The organism is Paenibacillus ferrarius (assembly GCF_002027705.1).
GTDB lineage: Bacteria > Bacillota > Bacilli > Paenibacillales > NBRC-103111 > Paenibacillus_E > Paenibacillus_E ferrarius.
Genome location: NZ_MBTG01000066.1, coordinates 115,100 through 135,642 on the forward strand (window position 1 = coordinate 115,100; position 20,543 = coordinate 135,642).

Genomic DNA, 20,543 nt, shown 5'->3' on the forward strand with positions numbered 1-20,543 from the left:
AAGACAATGGGAGAAATAGACGACACCGATTGTGAGCATGTGAGCAGTGAAGAGGAGCAGGGAATCGCCTTGAAGAAATCAGCGGATAGTGACGATAGCACTTCTGACGTTTCTGATGATTCAACGGATATGGAAAGTTCAGATACAGGGGAGGCGGGTACTCCCAAATATCATCAGGCCAACCCTGAAGCCATGCTTGAGAATGCGAAGCAAAAGGAGCGGGATTTCCGCAAAAAGTTAAATCAAGACGCAAGGACGATTGTGTCTGATTCGATTCACAAAGGAGTTAAACTCATTGTTCACCGTCCCGAATACGGTCCGAACAGTGAGCAGGAATATGAAAGCTTAAGTAATGAGCTTATGCCTGTCATAAGAGAAATTGCCAGAAAGACGCTTCCTTTGTTGGAACATGATATTTCTGCTGAATTCGCAAGGAATCATTATTATGGCAGTAAATTTCAAGCAGATAGTGTGGCTTATCGGGATTTTAAGTATTTTGCCAAAAAACGTCCGCCAACGGATTCGCCTTCACTTGCGGTTGGTTTAAGGATTGATGAATCAGCATCTATGGCGGCTTTTGGAAGATTAGAAGCAGCCAAGCGGGCTGTAATGGCCGTATATGAGTTTTGTGCAATTTGTCATATTCCCATTTTAATTTACGGTGATACGGCGGATGTCTCCAAATTAGAGCAAATGTCCATTTATGCTTATGCGGATTATGACCAAGTGGATGCCAATGACCGCTTCAGACTGATGGGGATTCGAGCTAGAAGCAACAATCGGGATGGCATGGCGCTTCGAATTATGGCCGAGCGTTTAGCCAAAACAACGCAACAGACCAAGCTGTTGATCAGCATAAGCGACGGACAGCCGAAAGCAATGGACGATTATACGGGAAGCTATGCGACCCAAGATATGCAGCAAACGATTGCCGAATATGAACGCAAAGGAATTACATTCCTTGCAGCCGCGATTGGCCAAGACAAGGATGTAATCAACCACATCTATGGAAACGAAAGGTTTCTGGATATTACCAATCTGACAGAGCTGCCAGCACAGCTGGTTCGGATCATCGCAAGATATTTGTGATAGCAGTAAACTTATGTGTACGTTGAAAGGAGATATATATGGACAAGAGCAAGCGCAAGGAGCTGCAGGAAGAATTCAAGCAGATAAAGACCTATATGGGTGTCATACAAATTATGAATAAGATCAGCGGCAAAATTTACGTAGATAGTTACCCCAATCTCAAAAACAAATGGATGACCATTCAGATGCAGCTGGATTCGGGAAGGTTCGCCAATGCCCAATTGCAAAATGATTGGAAGGAACTAGGGGCCGAGGCATTTGCTTTCGAAGTGCTGGAGGAGAAAGAAACGGATGACGTTGCAGACATCAAGTGGGAACTTAAGCAGATGGAAAAGCTGTGGTTGGATGAACTTCAGCCTTATGGGGATAAAGGGTATAATAGGTTGAAAGCTTAGTTGACATTTAATAGACTTTCATGTCTCACGGTGGGATTTCGCCAAAAAAACCATTACATTTAAAAACCCCGTTAACGTTACACGGGGTTTTTGGTCGGTCTTTGGATTAAGTAATTCACTCACTATAAGTGGATAATCATTATTTCATTTTTTCCAGTGCGTCAGGATAAACAACGGTTTTAAAAACACTTCCGGTCTTCTCATCTTTAATATTTATGGTCACTTTATTTTTATCTGAAGAAACTCCATTAAACAGTTGATAATACATGGAACTGAGTCCAATTCCTAAGGATGCGAATCCATCGAAGCTTTTTTCATAAGCTTCTTTATCTACTGTTAAAGTAAACTCGGAAAATGGCTTGTTATAAGAAACATCCTTAATTGATGGAAAGTTTTTACCACTCTTAACATCTTCAATAGTTTTTAAAATTTGGGCTTCCATTTCTTTTACTAGTTCAGTGTGGACTGATTTAGACATCTTATAAGTGATAGAACCGTCTTCATTTTTGGTCGCTTCTTTAACACCTTCCGCTTTCGCTTGGGTTATCACCTGCTCTACATCTTGACCTTTGAACATGGATGCAGGAAGTGTGATTTCAACATTTAAAAGTCCTTTGTCTACTTCGACTTGCTGAGGTTTTTCGTCTCTCTTAGTTTCGCTCTGAATGGCATTCTTATCAGTTAAAGTTTGATCCTCAACTTTAGCCGATTGGCATCCAACAATTGATAAAACAAAAATCAGTAAAATTAGTTTTTTCATATTAGTCCCTTTCAATATCATAAAATGGCAAATCTCGACAATATTATACCATATACGCGCTTTTTTTGGTTGTAGTTGGAAGTAATGATTTTTAACGAACACAGAACAGCGACTTTAAATATGAAATTCCTTTAAATGAATATGAATAAAACCGGTTGGTTGTCTTCTGTTATATTACGGGTATACTTTATATATAGAAAGAATGAGAAATCCCCTTGTGCTATAAAAGGTGAATGCAAACAAGTATTGGTAGCTGCAGGGGTATGTTACAGACTTTTTTAATTTGATATTGATATTAATTATCTAGGGATTTGTTTAATACAGGAGGAACATTCATGATACGACAGGCCAAAAAAGAAGATGCGACTGCAGTCATTAATTTAATGTATACGGCGATAGGCGATATTGTCCACACACTGGCAGGCACCAATGATGTCGGGACAGCTCTCCATGTTCTGGAGGGGTTTTTCCGGGAAAAAGGAAACCGCATCAGCTTCGAAAACGTCCTAGTGTTGGAAGAAGACGAGCGCGTGATCGCCTTTATGCTTGCCTATCATGGCAGTCGAGCGGCGGAGCTGGATCGTCCATTTCTCGAACGTCTATCTGCAATTGGCAGCGCAGTGCAAACCATTGAACGTGAAGCACGCGAGGATGAATATTATTTGGACTCCATTGCCGTTCACGCGGACTATCAAGGCAGAGGAATTGGAACCAAGCTGCTGCGGTTGTTCGAACAGCAAGCCGCAGAGCTTGGCCATGATAAAATTATGCTGCTCGTAGATCAAGAAAATACGGCTGCCAAGCTATTGTACGTTAAGATGGGATATAAGGAAGATGGCGTCGTAACGGTCAGCGGACATCTATTCGACCGGATGATTAAATGGTTAAATTAGATAATTGAATAGTCTTGTAGAGACTACGAGTTATCGCTAATACAATCTTGGAGGATCATATATGCACAACGAAATTGTTAGCTATCAAGTGAAATATCACGATAAACTAGTGGATATTTGGCATCGAGCTGTGATTCAAACACATACTTTCTTAACGGAAGAAGATATTAATTTTTATCACAAGATGGTTCAGAATGAAGCTCTGCAATCTTCAGAGGTTTGGTTGGAATTGAACACAAGTCAGGTGCCGATAGGTTTTATTGGGCTTGATGGTATGAAAATTGAAATGCTATTCGTTGATCCTGAGTTTCACGGACAAGGGGTTGGAAGTCGATTAATTAATCATGCGGAGAAATTAAAAGGCAGTACTCTTCAAGTTGATGTCAACGAGCAAAACGAAGGTGCAGTTGCTTTTTATAAGAAATTTGGTTTTGTACAGATAGGGCGTTCTGAACTTGATGGTTCAGGAAATCCCTTTCCATTGCTGCATTTAGAATTAATAAAGTAAGAATATGGGGCTTTTCTTTCGAAGAAGAGCTCCATATTCTTTTTATTTTCGCAGGTGTTAACTACGATAGGGTCCTAATTGTTTCTTGGAAAAGCTATGAAGGGAGCTTTTGTTTCGAAGCCACATGTTCCCTTTCACAATGAGAATATAAACGGCGACGATAAAATAGATCGTGCCCACAATCCAGTCAGTTGGGTTTATTAAGCTGTGTTTATTCACATACGAGAGATACCAGATCCCGATAGGGACATGAAGGAACAGTGAAGAAAATAATCCTGGATTATATAAGCTTTTCGCTTTCATATTTGCGAAGACTCCATGCCATATGACTTGGAAAAAGCCCATCATAACGGGGGCGAGGCCCAGCCAGACGATGGAGGGGAACAAAAGAGGGAGCAAATAAAACACATAAGCGATGATTAGATTAATAATCATGGCAGATTGTTTATTCAGCGGATATCTTTCAGGCGCCTCACTTCTAAATATAACCTGGTTAAACAGACCGGCAAAATACCCCGGCCAACGATATTCTTCAAATTGATGAAGGAGAATCGCAACAAAACTTAACCATAAAATGACTTGTAGTTGGGGGAGCGATTCCCAATTGATCATCAGATAGAAACCTACAAGAAGTGCCACTGCAAATCCTAAATCTTGCCAATATTTTCTCAAAAAGTTCATATTCATCACCTCAATGATTTTTTAATGAAAATATCGTTCAAAGAGCAGCTCAATTTGTTTATCTATAGGTGCTATATGCACAGAAGCCCCCGATTCCAGAATGGGACTCATGAGTGCAGGTAGAAAGATGGCTCCAAAAATTTGCACCATCATCATAATCAACTGCTCGGGCTGCTGTTCACCGGTTATTTCTTTTAAAATAGCTTGAACCTTAGGAAACCCCAACATTTGTAAAAATGAGCCATACTCATGCTGAGATGCGAAAACAGTGTTTCCCATAAGAATGATTCTGGAGAGCAATTCGGGATATTGGCGAATGACTAGTAAATAATCAAGCAGAAATTGTTTCAATCTCTCCTTGGCAGGCAAGGAGGGGTCATCAAGTACAGCAAAAGTATGCTGGAAACTGTTCAAGATCAATTTAATGGATTCGCTGATTAAGTTTTCTTTAGAACCAAAGTAATAGTTAACGAGAGAAACATTGGTGCCGGAAACCTGAGCAATTTTTCTTATGGTGATACTTTCAAAGCCTTCTTTTTTGGCCAACTCTAGAATGGCATGCATAATTTTTTCTTTTGTTTCACTTTTTTTGTTCGTTTCCATCTTTGACCTCCTATCGATCTTAAAAAATAAAACGATGTTTTAAACGTTGTTTAAATTTATTGTAGCACTTCTTTTTGTTATTTCAAGTCTTAATCTCGCTATTTTCCACCTTCTGTAAAAATTTTGTTGCACACAGGCATGATGCAATGTATTATACAAATAAAGCGTTTTAATGAAGCGCTTACAAATATCCTGATTCTTAAATTAAACCGGTTTAATAGACGAAAGATTTCCGCTCTCCGGAGCTGAAGAAGAATAGGATCATCTTGGAAGGCGAGGTTCCGAATCCGGCAAATCCGCCAAGCGGCTGCCACTTTCATCCAAGATGCGCATATAGAACAGATAAGTGTGTAAAGGAAGTTCCGCAGCTCCGTGAAGTAGGACATAATCACTTCACAGCTTGTCATTATGCGGAGGAATTAAATCTGAGGGGTGCAGAGAATGAAACAGCAAGCGGAATCTAAGGCCGAAGAAAAGAAATTAATTGTTTTTTTGGATTGTGGAGATACAATTATTGATGAGGGTACTGAAATACGCGATGAACAAGGGATTGTGATTCATGGCAAAGTGATTCCTGGCGCAGACATCATGGTGAGGACACTTGCCGAACGAGGCTATAGGCTGGCTCTTGTCGCCGACGGCGATGCGCAATCTTTCAAAAATTTACTGACTCAGAATGGCCTGTATGATTATTTTGAAACATTGACCTATTCAGAGCCTGTCAAAGCTTCAAAGCCCAGCCCTCGCATGTTTAAGGCGGCAGTTGGCGCAATGGATCTAAGCGAAAAGGATTATTCGCGAATCATTATGGTTGGAAATAACCTGAGCCGGGATGTCAGAGGAGCTAACGAATTAGGAATAACCAGTGTTTTCCTAAGCTGGACCGAGAGGTACCCGAAAGCACCTGCAGATGATTTGGAAATTCCGAATTATACCATAAGTGAGCCGCAAGCCTTGATTGATTTGGTGGAAGCACTTAATTTACAATTAGCTTGAATCTGCTTGGAGGGGATGTTACTGCACAATGGCAAAAATCGACGATGTCGCCCGTCTGGCGGGAGTTTCCAAAGGAACCGTATCCAATGTATTTAGCCAGAAAAGACCTACGAGTCCAAAGGTGACGGAAAGAGTGTTGAGGGTTTCCAGAGAATTGAACTACGTGCCGAATCACACTGCAAGGAGTTTAGTCACTAAGAAAACAATGGCGATCGGCCTTACGATTCCACACGGGAATTTCTTCTTCAGCGCCTTTCATAATCAATTCATCAACGGAGTTATTCTGGAAGCTTCTACTTATGGATATCGCGTACTGCTGGACATGATAGCTGTCGAGGAGGTCAAGACACCTTCCCTTGCCAGTTACCCCATTGACGGTGCTATTGTGCTAGGTCCAACGAAAGAAGATAGGCGTATTCAGCTGCTGCATCAGAATCAAATTCCTTTTGTCACGGTTGGCAAAATCATGAATCAAGGCATTGAGGACGTTTCTACCGTAAATAACAACAATGACAAAATCATTCATGATATATGCAACTATTTGATTAGCAAGGGTCATCGAAACATCATGTTTCTTAACGCGGGTCAGCAAATGACCGTTTCTATTGTACGGACTGAGGCGTTCATTCATGCCTTGGAGGCACATCAGATCGAGCTTCGACCGCATATGATTCATTACAAGCCGCTTATATATTCAGAGGAATATATGAGATATGGTTACGATGAAACGTACAATACGCTAGCAAATCTCGAAGAAAAGGTGACCGCCATTATCTCAGATGATGACCGCACGGCATTCAGTGCGATGAATGCACTGAAGGATCTGGGTTACTGCGTACCGGAGGACATCTCATTGTTCGTCATCTGCGGTGATCTTTCTATGATGCATCAAGTGACGCCTTCCTTAACGGGAATGGATTTGCAGCCTTCCGAGCTTGGTGTTCAATCCGTCAAGCTGCTCATGCATAAGCTGTCTGTCCTAGAAGGCGAGTTTACGAATCATTGGATCGTAGATAGCAAGATTGTTGAGCGAGATTCTTGTTCATCGGTGTGAGCATATCCCTATTGTTTAGCAGGCTGCTAAACTTCCTTAACAAAGAAACCATGAATAAACTTAAAAGAAGAGGGCAACCTCTTCTTTTTTTATTTTTCGTCCCAGCCGCAGTATAAAAGAGAGTACAATTTTCCCCTTCTACATTCTTGTCTAGGTCATGATGCTGATCACCTCCATAAAATGAAGAGACTTGTTGTTGAAGGAGGTAATGCTGAGGTTTGGATTGGCATGATGCAACGAGTGCGGCCTTTTTAAGCGATGTTTAAATTTAAAGCTAATAGGATTATTAAACGAGGAGGAATCAGGAATGCAACCCATCTATCCAATATGTGCAGAGTCATGCAGACCCTACATCGGACAACAGGTATGTGCAGTTCTTCATGATGGCACTCAGGTTGTAGGAACGTTAGACAATGTCTCAGGACAAGGATTATTTATTAACCAGGGTTTCAACAATGCTACAGTTCTTTCAACCAAACCTGGTAAAGTAAAAAAAGAGCTGAAGGTAATCAAAAACAAGGCGCAAACCTCAGCTTGGGGTTTTGGCGGTTTTAACCCATTATTGTGGTCATCCATTGCTTTATTATTTCTTTTGCCATTTTTCTTTATTTAATAAAACGAGCGCGCACCGGAATTTCAATCGGTGCGCGCTGCTTCCAAATCGAAATTCTTCATTCTACTAACACAAACTTATCCGCATTCTCGATATATCGGTACTTCCTGAGACCAATATCCTGTTTCAGCACCGTAAACATTCCTGATGCTTCTTCGTAGGACACTACATCTTGTTCGCCTGCCCCAAGCGTCTCTCGTACGCTGACCCAATATAATTGCTCCGCATTTTCCTTGAAGATATAAATCTGTCCAGTTGTATTAGAAACAGCGATAGCTTCTTCCAATCCATCTCCGTTGAGATCGCGTTCGTACATCGTCGCATTATCGAACTCCAAATAACTGGCCATTCCCCCGTTTTGCTCACGATTATAATAAGTACATACACGGATGCCATCGGCTCCGCATACTAGCCATATTTTCAGAGTCTGGTGACCAAATACACGCGTTACAGCCATCTGAGCATCATAGAGGTTGCCAGTCCCAAAGTCATATATAACCTCAGGTCCGGTTAAGCCGTCAACGGTGTATCCAAAATGTTCTTCCCCTTTTTTGAAGTATGGCAACTTGGGGTCATCCTTAATCGCCTTATACTTCAAGAGGGTGCCAAAACCGTCCAAATCCTTTTTGCTCAGCACTTCGATATCAGTATAGGATATCTTGTAGATCATCCGATTGTCATAAGCATGCAGCGGGTTCACCTTATTGCCCAATCCTGGCAGGATGTCGGGGTCGTTCATGGAAATTATGCTGCCATTGCCAGTGAGTCTGGCGTCGAGCAGCTTATACGCAAAAGGATGTTCCTTGTTGGTGTCATTACCCGAAACGGATTGAAATGGAGTTCCTGCCGGAGGGGATGCGGCTTGCTCGCTTTTTTTAAATAAAACCCCTTCATTTGTTACAAGCAGCAAGGACAATCCCAGTGCCATGCATACCAATATTGCCGCCAACACTTGTTTAACCGACTGCAAATACCGCGTTTCGCGTCGATCAACCTTGCTTAATACAGACCGCTTTAATTCCTCGTCAAATGGAGTGCTTGCTATTGAGCCTTTTTTGGCAATTTCGTACCAAGCTGGTTTGGGTTCACTCACGGTCATTTTCCCTCCATTTCTTCTCTACCATTTTGCGCGCGCGGCTAAGTCTCGACTTGACCGTACCCTCCGATACATTCAACAAGCGAGCCATTTCGGATATCTTAAGATCATGTTCCAAATCCAGCACAAGTACTTCACGAAGTTTGGTTGACAAGCTCATCACAATTGCCCAAATATCCCGGGCCGATTGTTCGCCCAAAAAAGCCACTTCGGCGGACGCCCCAGTAGCGTGAGGCTTCACTTTCTCAAACAACATGATGCGACGCACATAGCTTGACCTGCGCACATTGATCGCTTCATTCCTCGTAATGGACAAAAGCCACGTCTTCAACGAAGATTGCCCGCGATAAGAGCCGATATGGTTGTACACCTTAATAAAAACCTCTTGAGCCACATCGCTCGCCTGCTCGCGGTTTCGTGTGATCGCATAAGCATATTTCCATACATCAGTCCCATACTCGGTCATCAGATGGTTCAGATCGGTTTTGTCTATGTGATTCATATATGTTAGATATTGATAATCCATCTGTTCACCCCCATCCTATTAGACAAGAGTAGGGCTAGAGAAGTTCCCTTGTTGTGGTGAAAATTTGTTTTATTCTTGAAGTTGGGATTATTGTAATTCGTTAAAATCGAAGTTTCTCAAAGGAAATCTACTACATATATCAGTCAAAGCTGGTTTTTTGCTGTATAATAACTTGAAGGTAATGGTAATTTATTGAAATAGAAGGTGAATAACTTGGATGAAATATATCAGTTGATGAAAGATTTAGATTGGAATAATCTTGAATGCATCCAACAAAATGCAATAACAGAATTAACAAAATTGAAAGATGATGACGTGATTCTTCTTGCTAAACAATCAAATGAGTTGTGTAGCAAGCCATGCTGGGACAATGCTGCGGTTGTCAAATAGAGCAACCAAGGAAAACGATGAGTGTTGGGCAAATGGATTAATTTATTTGATTAAAGAACTGAAAATAAGTATTGAGAACTTCAATAACGTAAAAATACTTGGGGAATTAGAAAAAATTGCCAATAGATAAAAGTAAGTTTTAATTCAAATTCTGAGGAGAATTCTTTTGAAAAGACTTGTTCTGATTATGTTTCTGCTAATTAATATAATAATAGGTGTAGGATTGTTTATTTCTATTCCTCTTATACTAGTTTGGGGAATTGGATTAATACCTACTATTATTTTATTGATAATTTATGTGTTTTCAAATCATTTCATTATTAGAAAGCAAGTGAAAGCAAAAAGATATTGGATAATATCGATGATTATTGTATTTGGGTATTGGATTTTATTTATCTCATATTCTTCATACAATTCTATCCATAATGTCGTAATCTCAAATTCAATTGCACCAAATTACACATTTATTGGTAATGATAGTAATATTTATTATACTATTAAATCAAACAAACAAAGTGTTTCTAAAAGCGATATTGACTATCTAATAAAAAAACTAGGTTTTAGAGACAGTAAATTCAAAAATTTGAAATTGTTATTAGATGAGAACGATGATGGAATAGACATGTTCTTTAGTGAAAAAGAAATGACTGTTTGTAGAAATTTATATAATAATGATTACTGCAGTAGGATAGATGAGAAGAATGATTTTATTTGTACGTCATTAGTTGGAGGTATAACAAACGTTTGTAGAGCGTATAGTCGAGGAAGTAGCCAAACGGTAATAAATGATTTTAGATTGATATTTGAGAAAACGAGAGATTTAAGAGAATCAATATCACTTGATATTGGATCTCAAATGATAGATTCCAGATCTGGTGAAGTGTTTAATTATTTACATATTTTGAACCATAAAAAAGTAGATACAGAAGATATAAGTGCTATATTTCAGATACTCCCTAAAAGGAAAGCTCGATACTTATTTTCAGTAAATGAAGGAATAGAGCCGAATTTAGAAAAAAATCGAAATCAATATTATATCATTTTTGATTTGTTGGGTAATAAGACAACAATTTCCAACAGTGATATACATTTTTTTAATTTTAAAGAATAGATGTAGAGTACAGGTGTACGATTTATAAATATATGGTGATTGTAATAAGAGAGAGCATGAATTTCGCAAGGACGGAGTCAAACTGGCATTTGCATTTGTCGAAGATTTAAATGATTTTGCAGGTGTGGATTACAAAAAGCTCGATTTGGTTGAATTAGTTGGAGTGAAGTATCAATCATTAGTCCTAGAAGACTTTTTAAAAGTTTATTCAAGAAGCTTGAAGGACAGCTACAGAAGGACAAAAAACAATGAAAAGGACGTAACAAAAATAGATAAGATTAATGAATTACTTAGTCAATGAAAGAGCGATTTTATTAGTCTGGGTCATAGATGTGCCTGTTCTGGCATTTATCCTTGTGCTAAATACGCTTAATTAAATGAGGATATTGTGAATAAAGAGACAAGAATCGTTGAAGTTTTGAGGTGACCGAAAAATGAATAAAATAATTGTTTGCATTACTGAGTTATTAAACAATGTTGATTATTTTTCTGAAATAGCTGCATCAGTTGATTTAAGAAAATACGTGTTTGATGAGATAGATTCGTTTAAATATCCAGTTGGTGTGAATTATTTATCTATTAATAAGTCATATGTTGATGATTATCAGCAAGCCTATAGCATATTGTTTATTAAATGGCTTTATTCCGAAAATGAATGGAATCTGGATGACGAGTCAATTACAGAAGCAAGATGGGCTGAAATTTTAAAAACTATTTGGATTCCTGGTCATCACAAAAACGTAAACATAAAGCAGTATAGTCCTTTAAAATTTATTAATGAAGTAACATATTGGTTAAATCATAATGATTTTTCTGAAGAACGAATTGAGCAATTTAGAGTTCGACATAGTCAGGCAAGCTTAATAGAAGTTATTGATATATACGCGTGTCATCATTGTTTTGGAGAAACAGAAAAAACATTTTTTGTTTGCGAATTTGGTTGCGGCTATGATTAATCTTATCTCGCATCAATCTCTACAAAATGGTATAATAATCCAATCACAATAGAATGGCTTATATGGGCGGTCGGCTAGTCTCCTGCAGAGGAGGTGATGCCCCATGGATGTGAAAGACGTTATGATTATTGTCATTAGCTCTAGTGCGCTGCTTATTGCGTTTCTAACGCTGATTATTAAAATCATCGAACTTTCGCAGAAAAAGAAATAGACCGCCCTTTTGACGAGGAACGCGGTCTATTCTAACGCCTTACCTATAAGTCTAAAGCCAACCGCCCTTAAAAGCGGCTATCGTGGTGCGGGAGTGTAGACGTTGACGCGTTTGCACTCTCTTTTATTGTACGCTTGTAAATATTATTATATACTTTGTAGCTACAATTTGCCATATATAAAATACACATCCTTTCCTAACTAAAATGCTCATAAAGATTATGCTGACAACTTTTTTGAATAACATGTTGTTTGTTTAATAAAATAGATCATTGTGGATTATTGAAATGATGAGGGAGTGAGAAGGAGGCGTGATGGGAATGTTCATAAATCTAGGCAAAACACGCAATAAGCAAAAGACAATGCCCCCCCGGTAGTAAGAAAGAATCTACGAGTAATAATGTATCGCTTGGTAATTTATCTGGCAATATGATTACACAACTTCAACGCACTGTTTGGGAATAAAATGGTAGGACATTTACTCACAATAATAATGTTATTCAGCCTAAAAGATTATATAAAGATGTCCCAAATAATAGACAGGGGACCGTATTGTACCAGACCCAGAGCAAGAACGACGATAGTAATAAGAAGCGAAAAGTAGATGATGAGAAAAAATAAGAGAAGAAAGAAGCAGAAGTAGATAACAACAAAGAACAGTAAAAAGAAGATAACAATCAAACCGTAGGAGAGAAAATAGATAATGACGTGGAAATTAGATAGCGCTGTTGAAATTCATAAAGAATCACCTTATACGTTTTATCTTCCAAGCGATCAAGTAATAACTCAACTGAAAGTAGGCGATTTAGTTAAGCTAATATTCATGGCAACGGAGACATTTGATAATGGATGTCAAGCTGAGAGAATGTGGGTGGAAATCCTTGAGCGAAATGAAACTGACTTCCGTGGGAAGTTAGCTAATCAGCCATACTATTTGAGTTCACTTCAGCATGGTGATTTGATTGATTTTAAATCAGAACATATTTGCAGTACTCAACTAGATGATCCGTATGCTAAGGACATGGACTACTATTTTGATAAGAAAATTACAGTAAGTAATGATGTACTATCAAGGAATGAGTTTAACTTCATGTTACGGTTCGACCCAGATAATGAGCATGATTTGGGATGGGTCTTCTTTAGTGGATATGAGGATGATGAATTTTCTGCTAACTCAGAGAATTTCCAAGTGATTTCAGTTGGAAAGATGTTAAATATGGATGATTCTATTTTGGAGTTTATTGACAATTCCGAAACCTTACATTGTGCGTATGAGAGAGACAAAGATACTGATATTCTTGTGAAAATTGAAAATTATGACTGGAGCATTCATGAGTAAATAAAAGTAATGAAAAAATAAGTCTATATACGTTTAAGGAGGTTTTGTTAGTTGAGAAATTTGCTCAATTTACTGGTTACTTTGATAGTGTTTTGGATAGGTAATGAGTACTTTAATCAATACATATCTATCGCGGATACAAAGACATTGATACTTGCGTCTATCCTTATGTTTGTTATTAGCTTCCTATACAGTTTGATGCTAGCTGCGTCAATGCTTTCAATTGTTGTGGGCATTGGTTGTTTAACAACTCCTTTGCTTATTCTAGCCTCCATTATTCTAACACCCATAAAGTTGTGGTTGCTTGATAGGTATTTATCTGGCTTCGAAATTCATGGTTTTTGGACATATGTAGTACTCTCTGTGGTGTTGAGTATTTTTACTACGAAAGTACAGTCTTTTAAAAGGGAAAAATAATGAGAGATAATTCAATCAAGAATTTCATTTGTAATTGAGGATTTTGCAAAACAAAATAATCTAACAGTCGCACTACCTTTTAATATTGGCTGAGGAAGATATGAACTAAAAGAATCAATTCTGTTAACAGGAAAGGGAATGAATAGATATGAAGAAAGATGACTTTGGCAACAGAATGAAGCAATATGAAAACGCATTTAGAGACAGTTTGCCGCGTAGACTTCCTGTCATCTTAAGGATTGATGGTTGTCACTTCCATACCTTCACAAAAGGAATGAAAAAACCTTTTGATGAAACACTAACAAATGCATTATGGGAAACTTGTAAGGACCTCGCTCAAAATATAATGGGATGTAAAATTGTATATCAACAAAGTGATGAAATATCAATCTTACTTACAAACTATGATAAGTTAACAACTCAATCATGGTTTGAAAATAATATTCAAAAAATGGTCTCAGTATCTGCATCGATGGCAACAGCGAAATTCAATGAGATAATCAAACCGTATTATCCAGATAAACCACTGGCAACTTTCGATAGTAGGGCATGGGTAATGCCACACGATGAAGTAGCAAATTACTTCTTATGGAGACAGCAAGATGCTACCAAAAATAGCATTTCAATGGTGGCACAAGCAAACTTCCCACATAAACAGTTGCATGGTCTCACTGGAAAGCAACTTCAAGATAAGCTGTTTTTAGAGAAGGATATTAATTGGAACGATCTGCCCATATGGCAGAAAAGAGGAGTTTGCATCAATAAGCAGCAGTATTACAAAGGAGAAACGCAAAGGACTAAATGGGATGTTGATCATGAAACGCCAATATTCTCACAGAATAGAAATTACATTAACCAATATGTATTTTTGGATAAGGATGAGTAATTGTGGAATGCGTTATTTTCGTTGGTATTCAAGCGTCAGGTAAATCGACTTTCTTCAAAGAAAGATTTTTTAATACACACATGCGAATAAATTTGGATATGTTGAAAACAAGACATAGAGAAAATATCTATCTTGCAGCTTCAGTTCAAGCCAAGCAATCTTTTGTCGTTGATAATACAAATCCAACGATTGAAGACAGAAAAAAATATATTGATATGGCTAAGGATTCTAAATACAAAATAGTTGGATATTTTTTTGAGCCTAATTTTGACGAATCAATCAAGAGAAATGAAACTCGCCAAGGCAAGGAGAAAGTTCCAGAGGTAGGTATTAAAAGTGTAATGAGTAAACTTCAGTCTCCTCAAATGAGTGAAGGTTTTGATGAACTATACATTGTAAGATCGCTTAAGGGAGAATTTATTATTGACACTGTGCAATGAAATAAAACGAGTCTATGTGATTCGTATTGTCGTATTCATACGAAGACTTAGAAAGAGACTTAGCTATAGGGCATGAACTCCATTTCAATTTTAAAGGTAGGGAATATTCAATAACCGAACTTTCAATGGTAACAGGAATTTAAATCAGAAAGATAATCAAAGGTGACCCTTATGGCTTTACAACCATTGCGAATCCCCACAGGCTGGAAAGTGAATTGGAATGTGTTTGATGAAGCAGACCCTGCTCACTTTGTTGAAGAAGATACATCATTTTGCTGGAACTTTACGGAGGACTTATTACAACTACATAAAGATAATATTATGGTTGATTTAGGTTGGTATCCCGAAGCCAAAGTGGAAGGGAATTATGTATTGGTTCTTATAAAAAACGAAGATTGGGAAAATCCAGTTATCCGTTTTGAATCAAGAGATATTGCGGTTATTACTCATGAAATCGAACAACTTCTATTATGATTATGAGGAAGAAAACGAAGCTGAATTGATTTTCAAAAGGATGTTGGCATATACATATGACGATAGATAGAACTGATGAATTATTGCGGTTGTACGGAATAGTGCCTAAGCCAGCGCTTACTTATTCATTAAAACTTGGATTTCATTGATATATCTGGCTAAAAGGAGAACAATTGATTTGAAAATAATTAGTAGTAGCATTTTGAATTTTTTGGTTGCAATGCTACCTTCTGTCCTAGTTGTTTGGTTATTAGTTGAACAATTTCCATTCACAGGATTAGGGAGAATTGTTGCATTACCATTAATTTTTATAGTAAACAGTATCATCATTATTATCGGAATAAATCAGAAAATATATAAACAACCTCGATATACACTTAGATATGTAGTAATTGTCCTATTAACAATTGTAGTTTCTATTTTATTTTATCCTCAAGAGAGTCGTCCACATGTTGTAAAGCAAATTTGGGATACTGTTTTTAATTAGGTAGAACATTAAGAATGTATAAAACAAGGAATAATTTAGATTGGAATTTATCTCAAGGGTGAAAAATTGACACTAGGTAAGAAGGGTTCTAGGAAAATCATTGTAGGAGATGAAGAATTCAGGTGGACTATCTCCGCAACAACCAAAGGACTAATTGTGTTAATAGTGGAACATGGAAAGGAAAAGGGACGCAGAATTGAAGTACACATAAAATCTGACATTAACGATTTTTGGGTTGAATTCCCAAATCTTGATAGTTTGAATTTGAAGGTAGTCAAGCCCAAAGATGTTGTCATGATTATCATCGAAGCAATTAAACAAGGGTGGAAGCCAACGGAGAAGGGTTCACCACTGGTATTTGCATGGGATAGTGATAAGTTGAAGGCATTGATGGATAAATCGAAGCTAGTAAGTGATCTACGTAATCTGTATAGCAATGAATTACTCAACCCTTTTCCTTATAGAGATACTGACAGAATTCAGGCTATGTATAAACATGAGTTCTCTTTAATTCCAAATGAGATCTTCAATGCGGATTTCAATGATTATTGTATGACAATTACAGGAACAATTAGTTATGTTTTAAATGGTCATGAAGACGATATACCTTTGAGGCAGATAAACTTACTTAAAATGAACTTTTTTGAAAGATTCACTAAATACATATTTCTTGAAATGAATATCGCTCAATTTTCAATATTTAATACTGAGTATAAGAGTTATGAAAAAGCTAGGAAGCTGTTGCTGGAGATTCTTGAATTGTGAACAAAGGGGGATGATGAATGAAAATAAAAGTCAACAAAAAGGAACGTAAAATAATAGTGGATAACTATTTTCAAATTGGTGGAGTAATTGTCGGGAATAAAAAGTGCGAGAAATGTGAAAATGCAATCATTTACTACGATAGGTATGATCATGAATTTTGTGCTTACTGTAATACGTGGTTAAAAGCTGCATGCGGTGATTTAACATGTTATTTCTGTGGTAACCGTCCTTCCAAACCTTTAGAAGTAAGGACTTTAGCGGATAGGGAGAACGAGAGTGAATAATTGAGGTTTTAGAGTTTTTTGCGAAGTCAATCATGGTGAGTCTGTTGGATGCTTACACATTTCTGCAGAGGAAATAGATATATTAGATCAAAAAGAAAGCATTGTCGAGTTAAATGATTTAAGAAAAATTGTAGAGAATATTGGGAAGGTAAGAGAAATAAACGGGAATTTTATGGAGTGTGCAAATGAATATTTTAAGGAAAAAGGCATATAACATATTAATATATCAGGCTTTTCTTGATATAAAGAATTCAGGGGAGTTAAGCGAGGAAACATTTAATAGGAATATGCGTATTGCTCATGCCTTCCATAATCTTGCTGAGAGTGTTGCTACCGAGTTTAAAGACTTCAATGAAGAAAATTTTTGGTGTGTAATTGATTCACTTGAGGTTCAGTATGATTTATATCATTACAAAAAAATCTTTAATGAAATGGTTAACGGTTTGAACGGGGAGGAATAGCCATGATCTACATAACAGGTGATGTACACGGCAGCATCAGTATTGGTCGAAGGCTCAACACTAAAAATTTCCCCGAACAAAAGAAAATGACTAAAGATGACTTCGTGATCATCTCAGGTGACTTCGGCTTAATTTGGAATGGTGATAAAGAGGATCAGTATTGGCTTAAATGGCTTCATAAAGAGAAGCCATTCACAACGCTGTTCATCGACGGAAATCATGAGAATCATGACATGCTGGACGCTTATCCAGTTGAGGTTTGGAACGGTGGAAAAGTGCATAGAATCAATGATAGCGTGATTCATCTTATGCGCGGCCAAGTATTTGAAATAGAAGGTTTGAAGTTTTTCACATTTGGTGGGGCCGACTCACATGATAAACAACATCGTAAAGAAGGCATATCGTGGTGGAGACGTGAAATGCCATCGTATAACGAGTATGAGGAAGGCTTGAGTAATTTAGATAAGCATGATTGGACAGTAGATTATGTAATAACTCATACGTGTTCAAGCAGCACAATGGTGCACATTGCTACAAGACTTGGCTTTCAATATGAATTGGATCAGATGCATTCGTATTTTTATAATCTAGAAGTGAAGTTAAAGTACAAACAATGGTTTTTTGGTCATTTTCATGAGGATATTGAGTTTCCAAATGATCAGAGATTACTTTATATAGATGTTTTAAAAGTTAAATGAAGAAGCACCAACAAGAAGCACCAACCCTATAGAAGGTTGATGACTAATATGGTAATCATTCATTTAATCATAGCTTCTAATGAATCCTTTGATTTGTGCATTATAGGCATATACAAGCCCTTGCTTGAGATAGTTACAGTTGCTTTCTCATCAATATCTCCAATAACTACCAGTTCTATAGGGGAGCTGACAGGTGTTGCCAACTTTTAAGGATACGGCTATGGTTGGCGCTTTACTGATCCCTAAACTAGTCGCCGTATTTGTTGCAACATGCTTATAATCCGGTTGATTGGTTCCCTTGGAGTGAGAAAGCATTTGAACAAGCGATACGAGAAAAAAAGCCTATCTTCCTCAGCATAGGCTATTCGACATGCCACTGATGGGATGTTCGCGTGAATCAAATATTAATTATTTCCAGATAGTAGTATGAAGCTGAAACTACATATAAAAAACAAGCCGGAGCGCATATTGGGCAGCGCTCCGGCTTGTTTTTATTTGTGAAGTTTCATCCTACTTAGGAGTTAGATGAATTCACTCTTGCTATTATTAGTAATTAGAGATATATTATTAATTAATTGATTGACCATTTAATTAATTAAAAAATTCTGTTTAAAGGGAGGGGAATACATTTGGCAAGACCAATCAATGAAGAAAAAAGACTGAAGCGGCGAAGTCGTATCCTACAAGAAGCTGTTGTCCTGTTCGCGGAAAGTGGATATTCTAATACCACAACGGCTCTCATTGCGCAGAGTGTGGGAGTGTCTCCTGGAACCATATTTCAATATTTCCCTAACAAAGAAGCTTTATTCAACGCCGCTGTCCTTGAGCCGCTTGCTGATATTCAGGTGAAATCGCTTGCTTGTCTAAAAGAAGAGGGAACGCCGGGCGTACTAATTAAGAACATGGTAGAAGAACAATTCAATCATATCTATTGCTATACAAATGAATTACGGCTTGTTCAATATGTCTTAGGACAACGGATAAGATTTCCTGAACTTACACAGATGGTCCTTGAAAGTACAAAAGTAATGACAGATACTATCGAATGCGTCTATGCCAAGGGACAGTTAATGGGAGAATTCAATAAAAACTTTTCTCCGGCAATGATCTCTCGTGCCTACATCTCTTTCTTAAACGGAGTAGGTTTAACTCTAGGAGAAAGTATTATTCATCACCCCGAGTGGGAAAGCTTGAAGGGGCATGCCTTATATTTGTTCGCACCCATACAACATGAAGAAAAACAGGAGGAATTTAAATGAGTCAAACATCATTACAACCAAATCTGACATCTAACATTCGTTTGAAAAAATGGCGGAAGATCTTATTGAGCCTAGGGATCGTACTTTTGCTTGTGATGGCTCTTGTATTTTTTATATCTTATAAAGTAATAGACACCTTGTTGCACCATCCTAGAGACACTAATGTCAGCTACGAATTGAATATCGATAAAACTCCCTACGAAGAGGTCGAGTTCAAGAGTTTGAAAAATGATAATACGATTAGAGGTTCCTTCTTTCCTGCAAGTGGTCTTTCTGGTAAAGCAAGTAATAAGACGATTATTGTCGTCCATGGATATACGAGCAATCGTTTAGTCAAAGGGCGGACCCCAAAGTTAGTAGAGCATTTCGTTCCGAAAGGCTACAATGTATTGTCATTTGACCTCAGCTCGCAAGGTAAATCCGATGGTGATTTGATTACACTGGGCCTCAATGAAAAATACGATTTACTAGGAGCAGTAAGCTATTTAAAATCCAGAGACCATACGGGTGATAACATTGGAGTTATCGGCTTTTCAATGGGTGCTGCTACTTCTTTGCTAGCCGCAAGTGAAAGTGATGACATCAAAGCCGTAATTGCGGATAGTCCTTTTCGTAATGCTGGTCTATTTCTGAGAGAGGGTTTGCCTTTCTTTTCAGGTTTACCTGCGTTTCCATTTAGTTATACATCGATATGGGTGGGTAAATGGGTCATTAAGGTTGATCTTGATTCCGTATCTCCTATGGATGCAGTAAAGAGGATGAAAGACAAGCCAGTTATGCTGATTCATGGGACTGGAGATCAGCAAATTAGTTATAAAAATACAGAAGCAATTTTTGAGTCATTAAAAGATGACCCATATTCAGAAGCATGGTACCCGAATAATACGGAGCATATCGATGCCATCAATCATTACCCCACTGAATATTTCCAAAGAGTAGATCGCTTTATGGATAAGTATATAGGAAAAGAGTAGAAACGACATGAAAGCCGGTGTTCCTTATAGTAGGGAAAAACCGGCTTTTCTGCTGTCACTTTTTGTATTTTTGAACTATATTATTTATTCCTTGGCCCATTCTTAACATCTCAACCCTTATTGCAGAGGTTTTTTCTTTTGCTTGAAGGTTATGCTAAACTTGATCCATTAGCAAAAT

The 20,543-nt window shown here is 37.8% G+C and carries 29 protein-coding genes and 1 pseudogene; 25 read left to right on the forward strand and 5 right to left on the reverse strand.

Translation table 11 applies throughout. The features are described from left to right. Positions 1-6 precede the first annotated feature (6 nt). Both BC351_RS37875 and BC351_RS37880 read left to right on the forward strand, forming a co-directional pair. Positions 7-1,089: a vWA domain-containing protein gene (locus BC351_RS37875; RefSeq protein ID WP_244209315.1), complete on the forward strand. Its 1,083-nt coding sequence runs from the start codon at positions 7-9 to the stop codon at positions 1,087-1,089. Positions 1,090-1,127: 38 nt separating this feature from the next. Next, a complete protein-coding gene (locus BC351_RS37880; RefSeq protein WP_079420859.1) occupies positions 1,128-1,484 on the forward strand; it encodes a GIY-YIG nuclease family protein in 357 nt (118 codons plus the stop codon). Between the two features lie 139 nt (positions 1,485-1,623). Here BC351_RS37880 and BC351_RS37885 read toward each other — a convergent pair whose 3' ends face one another. After that, positions 1,624-2,244, reverse strand: a complete 621-nt coding sequence (locus BC351_RS37885) for a hypothetical protein (protein ID WP_079421030.1) — start codon at positions 2,242-2,244, stop codon at positions 1,624-1,626. A 335-nt stretch (positions 2,245-2,579) separates the two neighbouring features. On the opposite strand from BC351_RS37885, the gene BC351_RS37890 reads away from it, so the two are divergent. Both BC351_RS37890 and BC351_RS37895 read left to right on the forward strand, forming a co-directional pair. After that, complete coding sequence (locus BC351_RS37890) at positions 2,580-3,137, forward strand: GNAT family N-acetyltransferase (protein WP_079420860.1); 558 nt, start codon at positions 2,580-2,582, stop codon at positions 3,135-3,137. Positions 3,138-3,198: 61 nt separating this feature from the next. After that, the gene (locus tag BC351_RS37895; RefSeq protein WP_079420861.1) at positions 3,199-3,645 is read left to right on the forward strand and encodes an acetyltransferase; all 447 of its coding nucleotides are present in this window, start codon (positions 3,199-3,201) and stop codon (positions 3,643-3,645) included. 57 nt (positions 3,646-3,702) lie between these two features. Here BC351_RS37895 and BC351_RS37900 read toward each other — a convergent pair whose 3' ends face one another. Beyond that, positions 3,703-4,326: an HXXEE domain-containing protein gene (locus tag BC351_RS37900; RefSeq protein WP_079420862.1), complete on the reverse strand. Its 624-nt coding sequence runs from the start codon at positions 4,324-4,326 to the stop codon at positions 3,703-3,705. 21 nt (positions 4,327-4,347) lie between these two features. Then, complete coding sequence (locus tag BC351_RS37905) at positions 4,348-4,929, reverse strand: TetR/AcrR family transcriptional regulator (RefSeq protein WP_079420863.1); 582 nt, start codon at positions 4,927-4,929, stop codon at positions 4,348-4,350. Between the two features lie 245 nt (positions 4,930-5,174). Between BC351_RS37905 and BC351_RS37910 the strand changes: the two genes are divergently transcribed. From BC351_RS37910 to BC351_RS37925, 4 genes are all read left to right on the forward strand, one after another. Next, positions 5,175-5,393 carry an oligopeptide/dipeptide ABC transporter ATP-binding protein gene (locus BC351_RS37910; protein ID WP_079420864.1) on the forward strand — a complete coding sequence of 73 codons (219 nt, stop codon included), beginning with the start codon at positions 5,175-5,177 and terminating at the stop codon, positions 5,391-5,393. Beyond that, positions 5,371-5,925 carry an HAD family hydrolase gene (locus tag BC351_RS37915; RefSeq protein ID WP_079420865.1) on the forward strand — a complete coding sequence of 185 codons (555 nt, stop codon included), beginning with the start codon at positions 5,371-5,373 and terminating at the stop codon, positions 5,923-5,925. Before BC351_RS37910 ends, BC351_RS37915 begins: the two co-directional genes overlap by 23 nt. A gap of 28 nt (positions 5,926-5,953) precedes the next feature. Further along, positions 5,954-6,979, forward strand: coding sequence for a LacI family DNA-binding transcriptional regulator (locus BC351_RS37920; RefSeq protein WP_079420866.1), 1,026 nt, complete (start codon positions 5,954-5,956; stop codon positions 6,977-6,979). Between the two features lie 307 nt (positions 6,980-7,286). Then, a complete protein-coding gene (locus BC351_RS37925; RefSeq protein ID WP_079420867.1) occupies positions 7,287-7,592 on the forward strand; it encodes a hypothetical protein in 306 nt (101 codons plus the stop codon). Positions 7,593-7,650: 58 nt separating this feature from the next. On the opposite strand, the gene BC351_RS37930 is transcribed toward BC351_RS37925, so the two are convergent. Both BC351_RS37930 and BC351_RS37935 read right to left on the reverse strand, forming a co-directional pair. Further along, positions 7,651-8,685 (reverse strand): hypothetical protein, encoded by a 1,035-nt coding sequence (locus BC351_RS37930; RefSeq protein WP_144028659.1) that lies wholly within the window; start codon positions 8,683-8,685, stop codon positions 7,651-7,653. Further along, the gene (locus tag BC351_RS37935) at positions 8,678-9,214 is read right to left on the reverse strand and encodes an RNA polymerase sigma factor (protein WP_079420869.1); all 537 of its coding nucleotides are present in this window, start codon (positions 9,212-9,214) and stop codon (positions 8,678-8,680) included. Before BC351_RS37935 ends, BC351_RS37930 begins: the two co-directional genes overlap by 8 nt. 213 nt (positions 9,215-9,427) lie before the next feature. Between BC351_RS37935 and BC351_RS42625 the strand changes: the two genes are divergently transcribed. The 17 genes and pseudogenes from BC351_RS42625 to BC351_RS38010 all read left to right on the forward strand — a co-directional run bounded on the left by BC351_RS42625 (position 9,428) and on the right by BC351_RS38010 (position 20,365). Then, positions 9,428-9,604 (forward strand): hypothetical protein, encoded by a 177-nt coding sequence (locus tag BC351_RS42625; RefSeq protein WP_158082371.1) that lies wholly within the window; start codon positions 9,428-9,430, stop codon positions 9,602-9,604. A gap of 166 nt (positions 9,605-9,770) precedes the next feature. Continuing rightward, complete coding sequence (locus BC351_RS37940; protein WP_079420870.1) at positions 9,771-10,715, forward strand: hypothetical protein; 945 nt, start codon at positions 9,771-9,773, stop codon at positions 10,713-10,715. Between the two features lie 434 nt (positions 10,716-11,149). Then, positions 11,150-11,671 (forward strand): hypothetical protein, encoded by a 522-nt coding sequence (locus BC351_RS37945; RefSeq protein WP_079420871.1) that lies wholly within the window; start codon positions 11,150-11,152, stop codon positions 11,669-11,671. Between the two features lie 103 nt (positions 11,672-11,774). Next, positions 11,775-11,882, forward strand: coding sequence for a putative holin-like toxin (locus BC351_RS43705; protein WP_244209316.1), 108 nt, complete (start codon positions 11,775-11,777; stop codon positions 11,880-11,882). Between the two features lie 702 nt (positions 11,883-12,584). After that, positions 12,585-13,220: an immunity protein Imm33 domain-containing protein gene (locus tag BC351_RS37950; RefSeq protein WP_079420872.1), complete on the forward strand. Its 636-nt coding sequence runs from the start codon at positions 12,585-12,587 to the stop codon at positions 13,218-13,220. 60 nt (positions 13,221-13,280) lie between these two features. Beyond that, entirely contained in the window at positions 13,281-13,637 is a 357-nt protein-coding gene (locus BC351_RS44575) for a hypothetical protein (protein ID WP_425270964.1), read from the forward strand. A 148-nt stretch (positions 13,638-13,785) separates the two neighbouring features. Next, on the forward strand, positions 13,786-14,523 hold the full coding sequence (locus tag BC351_RS37960; RefSeq protein ID WP_079420874.1) for a tRNA(His) guanylyltransferase Thg1 family protein: 738 nt from the start codon (positions 13,786-13,788) through the stop codon (positions 14,521-14,523). Positions 14,524-14,525: 2 nt separating this feature from the next. Continuing rightward, positions 14,526-14,963: an AAA family ATPase gene (locus tag BC351_RS37965; protein ID WP_079420875.1), complete on the forward strand. Its 438-nt coding sequence runs from the start codon at positions 14,526-14,528 to the stop codon at positions 14,961-14,963. Between the two features lie 171 nt (positions 14,964-15,134). After that, complete coding sequence (locus BC351_RS37970; protein WP_079420876.1) at positions 15,135-15,437, forward strand: hypothetical protein; 303 nt, start codon at positions 15,135-15,137, stop codon at positions 15,435-15,437. Between the two features lie 178 nt (positions 15,438-15,615). Continuing rightward, on the forward strand, positions 15,616-15,924 hold the full coding sequence (locus BC351_RS37975) for a hypothetical protein (protein WP_079420877.1): 309 nt from the start codon (positions 15,616-15,618) through the stop codon (positions 15,922-15,924). Between the two features lie 66 nt (positions 15,925-15,990). Continuing rightward, complete coding sequence (locus tag BC351_RS42630) at positions 15,991-16,689, forward strand: YxiJ family protein (RefSeq protein ID WP_158082372.1); 699 nt, start codon at positions 15,991-15,993, stop codon at positions 16,687-16,689. Between the two features lie 17 nt (positions 16,690-16,706). Beyond that, entirely contained in the window at positions 16,707-16,973 is a 267-nt protein-coding gene (locus tag BC351_RS37985; protein WP_079420878.1) for a hypothetical protein, read from the forward strand. A gap of 185 nt (positions 16,974-17,158) precedes the next feature. Continuing rightward, positions 17,159-17,434 (forward strand): hypothetical protein, encoded by a 276-nt coding sequence (locus BC351_RS37990; protein ID WP_079420879.1) that lies wholly within the window; start codon positions 17,159-17,161, stop codon positions 17,432-17,434. Positions 17,435-17,436: 2 nt separating this feature from the next. Further along, positions 17,437-18,132 (forward strand): metallophosphoesterase family protein, encoded by a 696-nt coding sequence (locus BC351_RS37995; protein WP_079420880.1) that lies wholly within the window; start codon positions 17,437-17,439, stop codon positions 18,130-18,132. Between the two features lie 260 nt (positions 18,133-18,392). After that, positions 18,393-18,509, forward strand: a pseudogene (locus BC351_RS38000) (DUF255 domain-containing protein); the annotation flags it as partial. 252 nt (positions 18,510-18,761) lie between these two features. Then, positions 18,762-19,391 carry a TetR/AcrR family transcriptional regulator gene (locus BC351_RS38005; protein ID WP_079420881.1) on the forward strand — a complete coding sequence of 210 codons (630 nt, stop codon included), beginning with the start codon at positions 18,762-18,764 and terminating at the stop codon, positions 19,389-19,391. Beyond that, complete coding sequence (locus BC351_RS38010; RefSeq protein ID WP_079420882.1) at positions 19,388-20,365, forward strand: alpha/beta hydrolase; 978 nt, start codon at positions 19,388-19,390, stop codon at positions 20,363-20,365. Before BC351_RS38005 ends, BC351_RS38010 begins: the two co-directional genes overlap by 4 nt. Positions 20,366-20,543: the final 178 nt, after the last annotated feature.

Coding starts and splice junctions, on each gene's coding strand:
- BC351_RS37890 (WP_079420860.1), top strand. CDS start 2,580: ATGATACGACAGGCCAAAAAAGAAGATGCGACTGCAGTCATTAATTTA.
- BC351_RS37925 (WP_079420867.1), top strand. CDS start 7,287: ATGCAACCCATCTATCCAATATGTGCAGAGTCATGCAGACCCTACATC.
- BC351_RS37885 (WP_079421030.1), bottom strand. CDS start 2,244: ATGAAAAAACTAATTTTACTGATTTTTGTTTTATCAATTGTTGGATGC.
- BC351_RS37905 (WP_079420863.1), bottom strand. CDS start 4,929: ATGGAAACGAACAAAAAAAGTGAAACAAAAGAAAAAATTATGCATGCC.
- BC351_RS37920 (WP_079420866.1), top strand. CDS start 5,954: ATGGCAAAAATCGACGATGTCGCCCGTCTGGCGGGAGTTTCCAAAGGA.
- BC351_RS37915 (WP_079420865.1), top strand. CDS start 5,371: ATGAAACAGCAAGCGGAATCTAAGGCCGAAGAAAAGAAATTAATTGTT.
- BC351_RS37875 (WP_244209315.1), top strand. CDS start 7: ATGGGAGAAATAGACGACACCGATTGTGAGCATGTGAGCAGTGAAGAG.
- BC351_RS37880 (WP_079420859.1), top strand. CDS start 1,128: ATGGACAAGAGCAAGCGCAAGGAGCTGCAGGAAGAATTCAAGCAGATA.
- BC351_RS37960 (WP_079420874.1), top strand. CDS start 13,786: ATGAAGAAAGATGACTTTGGCAACAGAATGAAGCAATATGAAAACGCA.
- BC351_RS38010 (WP_079420882.1), top strand. CDS start 19,388: ATGAGTCAAACATCATTACAACCAAATCTGACATCTAACATTCGTTTG.
- BC351_RS37990 (WP_079420879.1), top strand. CDS start 17,159: ATGAATATTTTAAGGAAAAAGGCATATAACATATTAATATATCAGGCT.
- BC351_RS43705 (WP_244209316.1), top strand. CDS start 11,775: ATGGATGTGAAAGACGTTATGATTATTGTCATTAGCTCTAGTGCGCTG.
- BC351_RS37985 (WP_079420878.1), top strand. CDS start 16,707: ATGAAAATAAAAGTCAACAAAAAGGAACGTAAAATAATAGTGGATAAC.
- BC351_RS37895 (WP_079420861.1), top strand. CDS start 3,199: ATGCACAACGAAATTGTTAGCTATCAAGTGAAATATCACGATAAACTA.
- BC351_RS37945 (WP_079420871.1), top strand. CDS start 11,150: ATGAATAAAATAATTGTTTGCATTACTGAGTTATTAAACAATGTTGAT.
- BC351_RS37970 (WP_079420876.1), top strand. CDS start 15,135: ATGGCTTTACAACCATTGCGAATCCCCACAGGCTGGAAAGTGAATTGG.
- BC351_RS37950 (WP_079420872.1), top strand. CDS start 12,585: ATGACGTGGAAATTAGATAGCGCTGTTGAAATTCATAAAGAATCACCT.
- BC351_RS37935 (WP_079420869.1), bottom strand. CDS start 9,214: ATGGATTATCAATATCTAACATATATGAATCACATAGACAAAACCGAT.
- BC351_RS37900 (WP_079420862.1), bottom strand. CDS start 4,326: ATGAACTTTTTGAGAAAATATTGGCAAGATTTAGGATTTGCAGTGGCA.
- BC351_RS37995 (WP_079420880.1), top strand. CDS start 17,437: ATGATCTACATAACAGGTGATGTACACGGCAGCATCAGTATTGGTCGA.